At 46.4% G+C, this 14,279-nt stretch carries 10 protein-coding genes and 2 tRNA genes; 8 read left to right on the top strand and 4 right to left on the bottom strand.

The features are described from left to right. The first annotated feature begins 272 nt into the window (after positions 1–272). Positions 273–348, top strand: a tRNA-Val gene (locus tag ACO0KV_RS13435). 36 nt (positions 349–384) lie between these two features. Beyond that, positions 385–461, top strand: a tRNA-Asp gene (locus tag ACO0KV_RS13430). 193 nt (positions 462–654) lie between these two features. Here ACO0KV_RS13430 and ACO0KV_RS13425 read toward each other — a convergent pair. Beyond that, on the bottom strand, positions 655–1,563 hold the full coding sequence (locus ACO0KV_RS13425) for a recombination-associated protein RdgC (protein ID WP_423043039.1): 909 nt from the start codon (positions 1,561–1,563) through the stop codon (positions 655–657). 147 nt (positions 1,564–1,710) lie between these two features. Between ACO0KV_RS13425 and ACO0KV_RS13420 the strand changes: the two genes are divergently transcribed. The 6 genes from ACO0KV_RS13420 (at position 1,711) to ACO0KV_RS13395 (ending at position 7,242) form a co-directional block, all read left to right on the top strand. Beyond that, complete coding sequence (locus ACO0KV_RS13420; protein ID WP_423043043.1) at positions 1,711–2,253, top strand: DUF6622 family protein; 543 nt, start codon at positions 1,711–1,713, stop codon at positions 2,251–2,253. A 100-nt stretch (positions 2,254–2,353) separates the two neighbouring features. Further along, entirely contained in the window at positions 2,354–4,066 is a 1,713-nt protein-coding gene (gene argS / locus ACO0KV_RS13415; protein WP_423043038.1) for an arginine--tRNA ligase, read from the top strand. Positions 4,067–4,182: 116 nt separating this feature from the next. Further along, complete coding sequence (locus ACO0KV_RS13410; protein WP_423043037.1) at positions 4,183–4,866, top strand: SPOR domain-containing protein; 684 nt, start codon at positions 4,183–4,185, stop codon at positions 4,864–4,866. A 16-nt stretch (positions 4,867–4,882) separates the two neighbouring features. Next, positions 4,883–5,593 (top strand): thiol:disulfide interchange protein DsbA/DsbL, encoded by a 711-nt coding sequence (locus ACO0KV_RS13405; RefSeq protein WP_423043036.1) that lies wholly within the window; start codon positions 4,883–4,885, stop codon positions 5,591–5,593. Between the two features lie 63 nt (positions 5,594–5,656). Beyond that, positions 5,657–6,442, top strand: coding sequence for an SDR family oxidoreductase (locus tag ACO0KV_RS13400; RefSeq protein WP_423043042.1), 786 nt, complete (start codon positions 5,657–5,659; stop codon positions 6,440–6,442). A gap of 2 nt (positions 6,443–6,444) precedes the next feature. Next, complete coding sequence (locus ACO0KV_RS13395) at positions 6,445–7,242, top strand: helical backbone metal receptor (RefSeq protein ID WP_423043035.1); 798 nt, start codon at positions 6,445–6,447, stop codon at positions 7,240–7,242. Positions 7,243–7,343: 101 nt separating this feature from the next. On the opposite strand, the gene ACO0KV_RS13390 is transcribed toward ACO0KV_RS13395, so the two are convergent. From ACO0KV_RS13390 to ACO0KV_RS13380, 3 genes are all read right to left on the bottom strand, one after another. Next, positions 7,344–7,763 (bottom strand): response regulator, encoded by a 420-nt coding sequence (locus tag ACO0KV_RS13390; protein ID WP_423043034.1) that lies wholly within the window; start codon positions 7,761–7,763, stop codon positions 7,344–7,346. A 29-nt stretch (positions 7,764–7,792) separates the two neighbouring features. Next, positions 7,793–12,601, bottom strand: coding sequence for a response regulator (locus ACO0KV_RS13385; RefSeq protein WP_423043033.1), 4,809 nt, complete (start codon positions 12,599–12,601; stop codon positions 7,793–7,795). 152 nt (positions 12,602–12,753) lie between these two features. After that, a complete protein-coding gene (locus ACO0KV_RS13380) occupies positions 12,754–13,899 on the bottom strand; it encodes a methyl-accepting chemotaxis protein (RefSeq protein ID WP_423043032.1) in 1,146 nt (381 codons plus the stop codon). Positions 13,900–14,279: the final 380 nt, after the last annotated feature.

Here is a 14,279-nt window from a genome sequence, read left to right as displayed (position 1 = left end):
AGGACCGTGAAACGACTCTGCGCCAATGATAGTGCTGCAACCAGTGTGAAAGTAGGTTATCGTCAGGCTCCCCCATGCAACCCCTCTCTACTTACGTAGTGAGGGGTTTTGCTTTTATAGTGAGAATACTAGATTTTTGTAAGTAGTATCCAGGAAATAAACGAAATTACTTACAAAAGCACTAGACAAAATGCAGTAAGCGTACTATAATATTGTTTCTGTTGATGTTGGTGACACAGCATCGAAGTATTTGTCTGACTAAGCAAGAATATGGGTGCTTAGCTCAGTTGGTAGAGCGGCGCCCTTACAAGGCGTAGGTCGGGAGTTCGAGCCTCTCAGCACCCACCACAGATAAATACGTGCAGAACAAGGTTTTAAGGTTTAGGAGTGGTAGTTCAGTTGGTTAGAATACCGGCCTGTCACGCCGGGGGTCGCGGGTTCGAGCCCCGTCCGCTCCGCCAGTAAAAGAAAAAACGAGTTGCTACGGCAGCTCGTTTTTTTTTGCTCATTTGATTCGCGCTTACTTATCAAGCTTCTATGCGGTTTTTCAGCCGATTATTCATTCACTCCTCTGTAAAACATCAAAATGAAAAAAGACGAGCTAAGCTCGTCTTTATTGTCGTTCCGTAGCGCACTCTACGAAGTCACCACTATTTACGCAACTTTCGCTGGCTCGATTTCACCATCCAAGGCAAAGACGATGTCATCAAGCATCTTTGTCAATTCCGCGGTCATTAACATAAAGTCAGCATCGAAACGTTCTTCTTCATTCGTCCCTTTGTCCTTGTCTTCGTCCAGAATATCCAAAGGCTTAATACGCTTAATAGTTAACGTGTCAGTAAGAACAAAGCTGATACGATCATCCCAGGTCAACGCCAGTTTTGTGCATTGCTTGCCGGCGGCGATATGTTTCTGAATGTCATCTGGCTCTAAGGTGTAACGAACATAGCGAACAGTTGCTTTGTCTTCGGTGGAAGACTTTAATTCAGTTTCCTGATCAATCGTAAAGCCTTTTGGTGCTTCGTTACCTGCTAACCACGAAGTCATTGCTGCCTGAGGCGAAGATTTAACGCGCAAGCCTTCCAGCGGTAACTTGTCGCAGCATTTCAGAAGCAGCTTAACAACTTCGTCAGCGCGTGTTGGGCTAGAAGCGTCGATAACCACCCAGCGGTTGATCGGATCAATCCAGACGGCGGTATTACGTGTAATAGCAAACGCGCGTGGCAACAGTTCATCAGTCACACGTTCTTTAAGATCCTTCATTGCTTTACGACCTGGTGCAAAGCCCTGTTGTTCTTCTAAATCTGCAGCACGTGCTTTTGTCACCTGATTAATCACACTGGATGGCAGTAGTTTCTTTTCTGTCGCTAGGGAAATCAGAAACTGGTTATTGACGCTATGGACTAAAAGTTCATTGTTACGCGGAGGGGCCCACCCCTGGCTTTGCATCTCATTGGAAGCACATTGTGAAAATGAAATACGCGAGAGTTGTGTATGTAACTCGTCAGCAGTAATTTGCCATGGCGCACTTAGACGGAAAATCTGTAAATTCTTGAACCACATAGCGTTTCCAAACGAAGAAAACCTGACATTCTACACGTCTCATCGGCGCAACTCACGCCACTAGCCACTCCATTGACGACTTTAATTAACGCTCTGTCGCAAAGCCCGTTACCGAATCATCGTGGTTAGGCATACTGGGCACCTGATCTGATTTATTCAACGAAGGAGAGCATGATGCTACAAGAAATACTGACACACACACCACTCTGGGTATGGTTCATCTTGTTATTTTTGATCTCGCGAGGCGTGAAAGCAAGTCAGGATCGGCGCGTCACATTTAAAACGATGCTGTTACTGCCGCTATTCATGTTGCTGTGGTCATTGCAAGGGATGGTGCAACATTTTGGCTTACAGCCTGAAGTGGGTGGGTGCTGGATTCTTGGCCTCGGGCTTGGCTTATATACGGTGTTGAAGTTTGGCAATCAACAAGCAGTGCGCTTAACCGAGGGTGGTCATTTTCAACTACGCGGTAGCTGGAAGCCTATGCTCTTTCTGATCACACTGTTTGTAATCAAATATGCAGAAAATGTTTTGGTGGCGATGGTACCGGCATTGAAGACGGAAATCGGCTTTGTGGTCGGTGTCAGTTTGGTCTATGGCATTTTGAATGGTTTGTTTTTAGCCAACTTTTTGAGAGCAATCTGCCTGACAATAAACAAGAACAGACTCAGTGAGCCACAAACTGTGTGATCATGACGATAAGCTAACGGACATGGCGCAGGGGAGACAGTATAATGAGTACTGTCCTTATTAAGATTTGTTGCGCGAAACGCAATGAACCCTATGCGCTATGTTAGCTGAACAAAAACAAGAAATCCTGAACCTCCTTAAAAACGCTGTTGCTCCGTTGCTTGAAGGTAGCGAACTGTCGCCGACCATCCTGCTCGAACGCCCCCGTGATCCAGCCCATGGCGATATCGCTTGCAACATCGCGATGCAGATCGCGAAGCCTTTACGTAAAAATCCGCGTGAGATTGCCAACGCGATTGTGGCTAGTCTCGAGGCACAGCAAAGTCCGCTAGTTGCGGCAGTTGAAATTGCTGGCCCAGGCTTTATTAATATTCGCGTCGCGACAGCTGCTAAGCAGGCCGTCGTGAAGACGGTTTTGCAACACGCTGCAAACTACGGTAAGAGTCAACGTGGGGTTGGCCAAAAGGTCGTCGTGGAATTTGTTTCTGCAAATCCAACTGGCCCACTGCATGTTGGCCATGGTCGCCAAGGTGCGCTAGGCGATGCCTTAGCAGCCCTACTTGATGTACAAGGTTACGACGTGAGCCGCGAGTTCTATTACAACGATGCCGGTGTTCAAATCGGTAATCTCGCGTTGTCGGTGCAGGCACGTGCAAAAGGTCATGCGCCAGGAGACGCAGCGTGGCCAGAATCTGCCTATAACGGTGACTACATCGCTGAAATCGCCCGTGATTTTCTCGATAAAAAAACTGTTTCTGCCAGCAATGGTGCGCCAGTCACGGCGAGTGGTAACGTGGATGATCTGGATTCTATCCGTGAATTCAGCGTCACCTACCTGCGTCGCGAACAAGATACGGATCTGCAGGCTTTTGGCGTTAACTTTGACAACTACTATCTTGAAACATCGTTATACACCGATGGTAAAGTAGAGTCGACGGTGAAAGCACTAACCGCTGCTGGTAAAACTTATGAACAGGACGGTGCGCTTTGGCTGCGTACAACAGAATACGGTGATGACAAAGACCGTGTCATGAAAAAAACTGACGGTACTTATACTTACTTTGTACCAGACGTTGCTTACCACGTCACCAAATGGGAGCGTGGCTATCGTCAGGCAATTAATATCCAAGGTAGTGATCACCACGGCACGATCGCTCGCGTGCGCGCAGGTTTGCAGGCACTGAACGTTGGTATTCCACAAGGTTACCCCGATTACGTGTTGCATAAAATGGTCACTGTCATGAAAGACGGTGCCGAGGTTAAGATTTCTAAGCGTGCAGGATCGTATGTGACAGTGCGTGATCTGATCGAATGGTCAGGTAACGGTGACGTTGTTAAAGGTCGTGACGCCGTGCGCTTCTTCCTGATTTCACGCAAAGCGGATACCGAATTTGTGTTTGACGTTGACGTCGCTTTGGCACAGTCCGACGAAAATCCGGTCTACTACGTGCAATACGCACATGCCCGTATCTGCTCAGTTCTAGCCCAGTACGCTACCGATGAATCACAATTCGCAGCGCTGTCGGATGTCGACTTGTCACCATTGGTTGCGCCACGCGAAGCAAGCCTGTTAGCCAAACTCGCTGAATATCCAGAAGCGTTAGAGCGTGCTCTGGATGAACTTGGTCCACATCAGGTCGCCTTCTATCTGCGTGATCTCGCTGGTGAGTTGCATAGTTATTACAATGCCGAACGTGTTCTTGTGGATGACGAAGCAACCAAATTAGCGCGTCTGGCACTGATGCTTGCAACACGTCAGGTCATTCGCAATGGTTTGGCATTGATCGGTGTGTCAGCGCCAAATAAAATGTAATTTTCAATGCACATGCATACCTGTGTCTTAGCGCAAGAACCGGTATGCACGTATTGACGACAAAATTTATTACTTAAGCAATGACCAGAGCGTAAATATTTCTTATCCGGAGACGCATGAAATCACATTATTCTCGGCTGCAGCGCCAACATGGAAACACTTTAACGGGCTTAATTGTTGGCTTGGTCATTGGTTTGGCGATCGCCGTTGCTGTTGCACTCTTAATTACCAAGTCGTCGACACCTTTTACAAATAAAGGTGCGAAGTCAGATAAGTCTGATCAGCCGGTGACGCAATTGCAGGACCCTAATAAGCCCCTGTACGGTAATAAGGATGCGACGAAAGAGGCTGCCAAAGAATTTGCCAAAGATCAGAGCGCACCAGCAAAATCCGCTGATACAGTCGCTGTATCACCGGCTCCTGCGCCAGTGCAGGCAATAGCTCCAGTTGCACAGGCAACAAAAACAGCAGAGGTCAAAGCGGAAAGCAAATCGGCTCAGGAAAAAGCAGCAGACAAGTCCGATAAAACTGCGGATGCCGCGAAGAGTGACGCTCCTGATGAAAAGTATATTTATTTCTTACAAGCCGGCGCCTTCAAAGATCAGGCGGATGCTGATAGTGCCCGTGCCAAACTCGCGTTGATCGGCTTTGAGGCGAAGGTCACCGAAAAGAATTCGGATACCGGAACAATGTACCGTGTACGTGTTGGCCCATTTAATAATGCAGAAAGTATGAACCGAACTCGTTCAAAATTGTCTGACAATGGCGTTGATGTTGCGGTGGTTCGCACCGTTAAGTAATTGAAAAGGAAAAATAATGCGTTTATTAAGTCATATCGTACGTAGTGTGATGTTGCTTGGCTTAGGCTTGATGGCAACAGGTGTTGGTGCATCGCCAGCGGCGCCGCAAAATGGAACCGAATACCGAGTATTGACCCGTCCACAGGGAACAGACAGCGGCAAAAAGATCGAAGTGCTCGAGTTCTTTGGCTATTTTTGCCCTCATTGCAACGCACTAGAGCCAGTTATCGAGGCGTGGGCAAAGAAACAAGGTGACAACATTGTTTTTAAACGTGTTCACGTTGATTTCCATGATCTCGCGACACAGCAAAAACTATTCTTTACCTTAGAAGCAATGGGTAAAGTGGATGAATTTCAGTCGAAAGTGTTCGCTGCTTACCACGTCGAACGTAACAGTCTGCGTACAGATGATGACGTCATGCGTTTTGTGGCCAAATCCGGTTTGGATAAACAAAAGTTTTCTGAAATTTATAATTCGGTATTTTTTACACAGAGTAAGTTGACCCGTGCGAAACAATTGATGGAGGCTTATCAGATTGACGGCGTGCCAACGATTGCGGTTGACGGTCGTTTCGTGACTTCGCCTTCACAGGCAGTTAGTGCGCTGGGTCGTACTTCAGAAGATGCGCAAAATGCTGCTGTTATACAGGTATTGGATTTCTTAGTTGCTAAAGCACAAAAAGAAAAAGGCATTACCCCATCTGCTGATTCATCTAAAAAGAAATAAACAATAGTAATAACTGACTAAATCCGCCGTCCAATGTCACGGCGGATTTTTTTATGGGACATGATGAAAAACGTATTCATTACCGGCGCATCGTCAGGAATCGGTGCCGCACTGGCAAAAGCCTATGCACAGCAGGGAGCAAGTCTGGGTCTGGTCGCCAGACGTAAAGAACATCTGGAACAGCTGCGTGCCAGTCTTCCACATCCTGAGCGACATCATATTTATGTGGTCGACGTGACGGACCATCAGGCGTTATCTGCGGCGGCGGCTGATTTTTTGGAGCGGTGTTCCAAAGTCCACGTTGTGATCGCTAACGCAGGTATTTCGGTGGGTACGCTGACCGAGCATCTCGATGATTTACCGATGTTCGAACGCGTGCTCAATACCAACGTAACGGCAACGGTTGCCACTTTCGCGCCATTTATCGCAGCAATGAAGGCATATGCAGAGATAGAAGATTGCCGTCTGGTCGGTATTGGTAGTGTCGCTGGTATCCGCGGCTTACCAGGAGCGGAAGCGTATAGCGCGTCAAAAGCAGCAGTGATCAGTTACTGTGAATCCTTACGCGTCGAGTTGAAAAAAACGGGTATACGTGTCGTGACAATTGCCCCCGGATACATCGATACCCCCATGACACAGGTGAATACTTACCGAATGCCCTTCCTGATGCCGGTCGAGAAATTTGCTGCTAAAGCGCTCGCGACAATTGCCTCCGGGAATTCGTACCGTGTCATCCCTTGGCAGATGGGTGTGGTTGCTAAGCTTTTGCGGCTGTTGCCTAACTCACTTTACGATCTGCTTTTTTCGCACGCGCCCCATAAAGCACGAGCACACACCTTGGATCAATAACGATGACAGGTCCTTTAGTCGATGCGATGGGGAAGCCACATCAGATCGCTGATCAGGCAAGCGTCCGTCTCGTGAGTCTAGTACCTTCGATCACAGAATTACTGTGTGACCTCGGCTTATCCTCGCTGATGGTGGGGCGCACGGGATTTTGTATTCATCCTGCCGACGTGGTGAAAACGATTCCTAAAATTGGCGGGACTAAGGACGTCAATATTGAAAAAATTCGCCGACTCGCACCCACACATCTGATTGTGAATATCGATGAAAACGAAAAACCAACGGTTGATCTGCTGTCCGAATTCATTCCTCATGTGATTGTCACGCACCCCATGACACCCGCTGACAATATTGGCTTATATCGTTTGCTGGGGACGATATTTCAGGCGGAAGAAAAGGCAGAAAAGTTAGTATATGCTTTCGAAACAGCAAGCGCTGCACTCACGCGATCGGTGATTCATCCTATGGAGCGCGTCATGTATTGCATTTGGCAAGATCCCTGGATGACGGTTTCCAGAGACACCTATATCGCTCAGATGCTCAGTTTGATTGGTTGGGAAGTTTGGTGTTCTCCTGACTCAGAGAAGCGCTACCCGGTGTTTGACTGGAACCAACAATTGCTCGATCAGATTGATCGCATTTTACTCTCGACCGAGCCTTATCATTTTAGTGAGGTTCACGTGGATGCTTTAGAACGTCAAACTGGCAAGCTAGTCCAATTGGTGGATGGAGAAATGGTGTCTTGGTATGGCAGTAGAGCCATTGCAGGCTTACATTACTTGAAGTCACTTGCTCTGAGTTAGACTTACTCGCACGATCAGTAAACAATATCCCTCCTTAAAAAATCCGAAGGGATAAGGGAAGATGTGGCGTCTGATTGCAACAAAACGATCAGTGAAAAAGTTTAGGTATTCGCGGTCATTTTCTGAATCGCAACCAGTAACGCTTCTTTCTGTAAGGGTTTCTCTATCGTGCCCAAAAAATTCTGACGTGCTAATTGGGCGACCAGAGAGGCCGAATAAAGAACTTTTGCCCCTTGTCCTGACATCAGGATGACGCCGCCAGTAAAGTTGCGGTCTCCTAGTCTTTTCATAAACTCAAAGCCGTCGATATCTGGCATCTGAATATCGCACAATAATAAATCAGGTTTGACCTTACTGCTATCAAACATGGACAGACCTAGCTGCCCCCCTAATGCGGTGGTGATGTTGCTGATGCCCAAATCTGTGAGTAAATCGGAGACGAATTCAAGCTGAAAATCATCATCATCGACAATCATGACATGCAGCTCTTTTATCTCAGTCGTTGGTAACGCGGTATCCATAACTTTTTCCTATCAAATGACAAGTGAAACTAAGTTGATTGTTGTGTGTCTTGCTTGAGTTTCCTATCCCAAGCAATTTTCCAATCGATAAACTCTTGGGCAGTCATGGGGCGAGCAATAAAATAACCTTGTACTTCATCGCAACCCGAACTGGCTATCAAATCCCAATCCTGTTGTTTCTCAACGCCTTCCGCAACCAGATTCAGACGGAAAATTTTTCCTAATTGAATACTCGAACCGAGGATCGCTCTGGCTGCTTCATCTTTGGTCGCACCGTTGACAAATGCACGGTCTACTTTGAGCTCAGTCACTGGTAGTTGTTTAAGATTCTCCATCGTTGAGAAGCCTGTGCCAAAGTCATCAATCGATAATCCAAATCCTTTTAAACGCAAGCGAGTTAAGATTTCCAGACTGACTGTCAAATTTTCCATTAGCCGGCTTTCGGTTAATTCAAGTGTAATCTGATTGGGAGCAACTCCGGCATTACAGACGATACGCTCAAACTCTTCTGGTAAGTCTAACTGATCAAGATCATCCATCGACAGGTTAACCGAAAGCTTGAAATGATGACCTTCTCGTAACCATTGACCTAATTGCGTTGACCCTTTTTTGAGAATTTCATGCGTCAGCACATCAATCATCCCATGTGCTTCCATAACAGGCACGAAGGATCCTGGACCGATGATGCCACGCTCATGATGACGCCAACGTGCCAAGCACTCTGCACCCACTACCTGCTTATTGAATACGGATACTTTTGGCTGGTAATAGACCTCAATGCAGTCGTCAGCGATCCCCTGCTGTAATTCTGCCAGTGTTAGCATAGCTTCTTTTTTGTACTGTACACGTTCTGGTTGTGAATGGCGTTGGTGGGCAAGCGCCAGTTGCAGTACGTCAGGCAGCAACGGTTTTTTGATCGCTGCTAATAAATGAAGTCCATACGCCTTGACCAGACTTTCTGCTGCCTTTAACAAGTTATGATCGACACTACTGACGAGTATCACAGAGCCAGCATAACCATGCTCCGCCACTAATCGTAAAAAGGTAATGCCATCCATTCCGTGCAGATGCAAATCACATAGCAACAGGTCTGGATTGTAGGTACGGATCATTGTTAATGCCTGATTGCCGTCCATACATGACATGATCCGAGTAACACCAAGTTGACGTAAGGCGATATTGGCAATTTCAATATGGTTTGGATCATCTTCTAGTACCAAGACATGCAGATCAGAGTGATCTACCGCTTGCTGAGGTGCAGCGCTGAGTACTTGTGACGACGCTTTCTGACTACCGATCACGTCAAGATAGCCCGCAACAAAGGCTTCGATTTTGCCAAACCAGTCATGCATTTCAGCGACGATTTCTATCGAGCGGTATATATCCGGTGAATTTTTTAATTGTTCTAACTCGTGGCACAGATCTGCAAACGGGTTGGCGCCGACGGTCCGCGCACTGGACTTCAAGCGATGCCCGAGTGCAGACAACATCAACTGATCTTGCGCTGTGCAAGCATCATCTAGTTCTTGTAACCCTTTGCGTGCTGAATCAACAAATTTAGAGGCAAATTTAGCGATTTTTTCCGGAACAGCACCTAATTGTTTTTCCAGCACGTGCAGATCGATACAATCGCTTTTGTCAGTGGTTACGTATTGTGCAGGTGCATCGGATGTCTCTGATTCATGATGGTCGTACGTGTTGGATAGCCAGCGTATGAGTGTGTTATAGAGGACTTCAGGAACGAAAGGCTTTGCCATAAAATCGTTCATGCCGACCCCCAAGCATTGCAGCCTATCCTCGTTCATCGCATTGGCAGTCATCGCGATGACTGGCAAGTGTGCAAATTTTTCCGTACTCCGTAGTTGACGTGTCGCTTCCAGACCGTCCATGATCGGCATCTGAATATCCATCAACACGCAGTCGACAGTTTTCTCATTTAATATATCAATCGCTTGTTTGCCGTTATCAGCTACTAAGACGGTGATATCGGCTGCTTCTAATAACTCTGTCGCAATTTGTTGGTTGAACTGGTTATCGTCAACTACCAAGACAGTGATGCCACCGCGCTCTTTGGAAAGTAACTGCAGACGTGTATTGTTGAGCGTCTCTACTTTGGCTTTAGGAAGTATCGCTGCTTCTTTCGCTGCGGATAGGTGTACCGTGAACCAAAACGTACTTCCTTTCCCCAATTCACTGCTGACGCCAACATCGCCACCCATGAGCTTCGCAAGTTGTTTACTGATCGCCAGTCCGAGGCCAGTCCCTCCATACTTTCGTGTGGTTGAGTTATCTGCCTGCTGAAATGAATAGAATAATTTACTTTGTTGGGCTTGCGTCATCCCAATCCCAGAATCCTGCACTTCAAAGCGTACTAACCAACCGTCTGCTGCATCATGTACCTTACGAATCCGGACAATAATTTCGCCTTGCTCAGTAAACTTGATCGCATTGTTTGTGTAGTTGATCAGAATTTGGCTCAGACGATGAGGATCACCGTGGAGATGATTTTGCAGATCAGGATCAACATCAAAATTCAGTGCAATATGGCGACCGATGAGTTTGTTACTCATCATGCTAGAGAGGTTATTTAATATTTCTTCTAACCAAAAATCTATCGCCTCCAACGTCATTTTTCCGGCTTCGATCTTTGAAAAATCCAAAATATCATTCACGATGTGTAGCAAATGTTGACCAGAGAGCTGAATTTTTTTCAGATAATCACGTTGTTTGGGGTCGCTCGTTGAGGCCATTGCCAGATAGGTCATGCCTAGTACCCCATTCATTGGTGTACGGATTTCATGACTCATATTGGCGATGAAACTACTTTTTGCGTCATTGGCAGCTTCCGCTTGACGCTGTGCTTCAATGAGCTGTGTGGTGCGACTGGCAACGAGTTCTTCTAAATGATGGCGGTGTCGATCGAGTTCTTCGCCAAGACGTTTTTTATCAGTGACATCTTCTTGTACCGCAACGTAATGGCTGATCGTTCCATCGGGTTTACGTAGTGGAGTAATGATGGCGTACTGAATGATCGGAGTACCATTTTTACGTTTATTATAGAATTCGCCTTTCCAGATGTTCCCTTGTGAAATCACTGGCACCAGTGATGCCAGATGTTCGTTGCTTTTGCTGTCATCACGAATAATTCCGGGGTCTTTCCCCAAAATTTCATCGCGGGTATAGCCGAAGGTTTTTAAAAACGACTCATTGACATATTCAATATGACGATTCACATCGGTGATGATGATGGTTTCAGGACTTTGCTCGACGGCGAGCGATAGTTTATGCAGCTGTGTTTCAGTGATCTTGCGCTCGGTAATGTCTTGAATCTGGAAGACAAAATGTAAGGCTTTACCCGCCTTATCTCTGACAACACTGACATTAAGTTGCGCCCATACATCGTGCTGTAGACGGTGTAAATACCGTTTTTCGAGTTGAGAACTTTGATTCTGACCATTCACAATGGCTGTAATGAGTTGCTGATCAACGCGTAAATCTTCAATGGGTGTAAATAAGTCAAATCCCTGTTGGAGAATTTCTTTTTCTGACCAGCCAAGCATGTCACAAAAGGCGTGATTCACTTTGAGAAATGAAAGATCCAGCGCAACTAGCGCCATGCCGATAGGTGATGCGACAAAGGTTTGCTCAAGGCGTTCTTCGCTTTCGTGACGGACTGCTTCTGCTAATTTACGTTCCGTAATATCCTGAACGATACCAGTGAGGCGAACAACTCTCCCGCTTGGATTGACGATACGGTTTCCTGGTCTGGCCCAGATGTATCGTATGCTTAAATCGGGCAATATAATCCTGTATTCAAAGGCGGATGCCAGACTGTGTTTTTTAAATGTATCTTCTTGGCGACTGAAAATGATTTGTTGATCGTCCGGATGGACTGTATCGAAAATCATTTGCGCAATATTGCTTCCGTACTTTGTCAGATCTCGTTGCCAGATTCTTTGCATCTCATCTGACCAAGTGACCTTATTGAGATCAGGCTCCCAGACCCAATGCCCAACCTGAGCCAAGTTTTCCGCTTCACGGAAATCGAGTTCACTCTGCCGTAACGCTTCTTCTGCATGCCGTCGTTCTGAAATATCCCTGGTAACGGCTAGCATCATAACGTGGACATTGGCACTGTCTCGGATCGGGACTGCACGTGTTTCTAGCCAGCGACGGGTGCCCAGTAAGCCGGTGATTTCAAATTCCATCGAGCCGCTATTACCGGAAATGACCGATTTAAACAGGCTGTGAAATCCTTCTCGATACTTTGGGTGGATGAATGAATTCAGACCATGTCGCCGCACTTCGTCAATATTTCTCGCTTCTAATACGCTCAGGCCTGCTAAGTTCATTTCTACCAAATCGCCAACGTGGTCGATGACCTTGATACACTCTGGTTCTGCATCAAAGATCGCTCGCAGGCGTTGCTCGCTCAGGCGAAGCTTTTCTTCAGCGCCGTGTTTGTATAGAGCAAGTTCAATACCTGCACGTAATTCACGGTCAGTGAATGGCTTAATGATGTATCCAAAAGCTTCTGACTCTTTGACCCGGTTAAGAATTTCATCTTCAGACTGTGAGGTTAAAAAAACAACCGGTAGTCCAAATTCTGTGTGGATTCGATGTGCGGTAGAAATGCCGTCCATTTCTCCGGAAAGCATGATGTCCATTAATACGATATCAGGGCTTAATTCACGTGCAAGTTGAATCGCCTCTTCGCCGTAGGCGGTGGCTGCCACTGCTTGATAGCCGAGTATCTCCAGTCTGATCTGGATCTGCAGCGATACTAACTCATCATCTTCAACCACAAGTATCTTAGATTTTTGTTGAGGTGAAAGCATTTTTTACTCCACTACACCAATAGCATGAGCAAGCAATCCATCCCCAGTCTCCTTGCTAAGGATGGACGCGACATTGCACAATTCAGCTATCGGTTTTGATTAAGGCAACGCATTGACAGCAATCGGTGTTCGACTGGTGTGGTGTTTATTCGTCAGAAAAACGTGATTTCCGACTCCTGATGTTCGCTGACGTTATTATCGCCGCCATGATTTTGGTATTCATCGTGCATGGTGTAGGTTTTTTGCAGTTCTTCCAGCCATTGCCGGGTCAGCGGTAACTCGGTCTGGCCTGCTGCAAGCGCGATGTTTTCTTGTAGTTTGCTGATATCACTGCGGACCACATCGAGCATCTGCGCGATACGGTCCTGAAATTGCAAACTGACGAGTAATTCTTCAATGTTTCCGCGGATGATGTTGCCATGTACCCGCATCTGTTGTGCTGAATCGCCCATGGTTTCTACGTGAGACAATACATCCCTTACCACCGCACCGGAAATCTCTAATACTTTGCTGTCTTGCACGGAAGCACGATCGGCTGTTGCTAGTGCAGTTTTCATGACGCTCGATACATTTTTGACCCGCTCGCCCATGCGTTTGCCCGTTTCAGCCGACATATGAGATAGCTTACGGACTTCCCCTGCAACGACAGCAAATCCGCGGCCATGTTCACCGACTCTTGCTGCTTCAATCGCTGCATTGATTGCCAATAAATTGGTTTGCGCAGCAATCTGACTGACCTCTTGCGCCATGGAGTTGAGCTCGTTGGTTGATGCCGCTAAATCGCGGATGCAGTTCAGTAATTCGTCTTTACTCTGAATCATTTTTCCGAGTGAATCAATGACCGGCGTCAGCTCTTTCTTACACAACTGTAACAAGGTGATCGTTGCATCTGCCTCTTTGGATTGATTGAGATTGCCGACGTTACCAAAACCAGCGGCATCAAATTCGTTCACCATCGATGAAAAACTGCGGATTAACTCGCCCGTGGCTTGTTCAGTTTGTTCTTTGACAGAGGAGACGTGGGCACTCCATAGCGGGAGGACGTGATGCAGCAGATTTGGTAATTCGGTGGCGATTGCTGGGTTATCGATCTGTTGAGCCTTATCCATGGCTGCGACCTGACTGATACGGTCACGCATCAGTGTCCAAAGAAGATGCATCCCAACTGCAACAATGACAAGCGCTGAGATTACAGTCGTGGCGCTGAAATCGTTCCACACAATCGCAATGATGCTGAAGAACAACAACAGAAAAGAAAGTAGCAGATCGCTGTGTGTACGAAGAGAAAAATTCTGCATGTTACATATCCTAAATGAATTGCAGCATGGACTTCTAAACTGATAACAACGCCGTTATAAGTTGAAATTAATACACAACTCCCATTGTGGACGCATTGTGATTAATTGCAATACTTTTGTGATGAAAGCGCACCATTTTATTGCATTTTCGCAACTTTTATCTCAGTTTATCTGAAAGAAGAAAAAACAATTTATTGGTAAAAATATCATTGTTAACGAACAAAAGCCATCAAATTATTGTGCAAAAATTATTGTAAAGTATCTCTGTTTTATTATTTTTAGAAGACGTTTCAATCCGCTATAACACTCAATGCGCAGTGGCAAAGTTGGTTAGAGGGCAAGAACCTGATGTTGAACTTTGTGTCGCGGCTATTGACACC

Source organism: Undibacterium sp. RuRC25W (assembly GCF_049339825.1).
In the GTDB taxonomy this organism is placed as follows: Bacteria; Pseudomonadota; Gammaproteobacteria; order Burkholderiales; family Burkholderiaceae_D; genus Undibacterium.
This window is presented reverse-complemented; position numbering and strand designations above follow the sequence as displayed.

Bases quoted from the DNA above. Each gene is read 5' to 3' on its own strand.
- ACO0KV_RS13425 (WP_423043039.1), bottom strand. From the start codon at position 1,563: ATGTGGTTCAAGAATTTACAGATTTTCCGTCTAAGTGCGCCATGGCAA.
- argS (WP_423043038.1), top strand. From the start codon at position 2,354: ATGTTAGCTGAACAAAAACAAGAAATCCTGAACCTCCTTAAAAACGCT.
- ACO0KV_RS13410 (WP_423043037.1), top strand. From the start codon at position 4,183: ATGAAATCACATTATTCTCGGCTGCAGCGCCAACATGGAAACACTTTA.
- ACO0KV_RS13405 (WP_423043036.1), top strand. From the start codon at position 4,883: ATGCGTTTATTAAGTCATATCGTACGTAGTGTGATGTTGCTTGGCTTA.
- ACO0KV_RS13400 (WP_423043042.1), top strand. From the start codon at position 5,657: ATGAAAAACGTATTCATTACCGGCGCATCGTCAGGAATCGGTGCCGCA.
- ACO0KV_RS13395 (WP_423043035.1), top strand. From the start codon at position 6,445: ATGACAGGTCCTTTAGTCGATGCGATGGGGAAGCCACATCAGATCGCT.
- ACO0KV_RS13390 (WP_423043034.1), bottom strand. From the start codon at position 7,763: ATGGATACCGCGTTACCAACGACTGAGATAAAAGAGCTGCATGTCATG.
- ACO0KV_RS13385 (WP_423043033.1), bottom strand. From the start codon at position 12,601: ATGCTTTCACCTCAACAAAAATCTAAGATACTTGTGGTTGAAGATGAT.
- ACO0KV_RS13380 (WP_423043032.1), bottom strand. From the start codon at position 13,899: ATGCAGAATTTTTCTCTTCGTACACACAGCGATCTGCTACTTTCTTTT.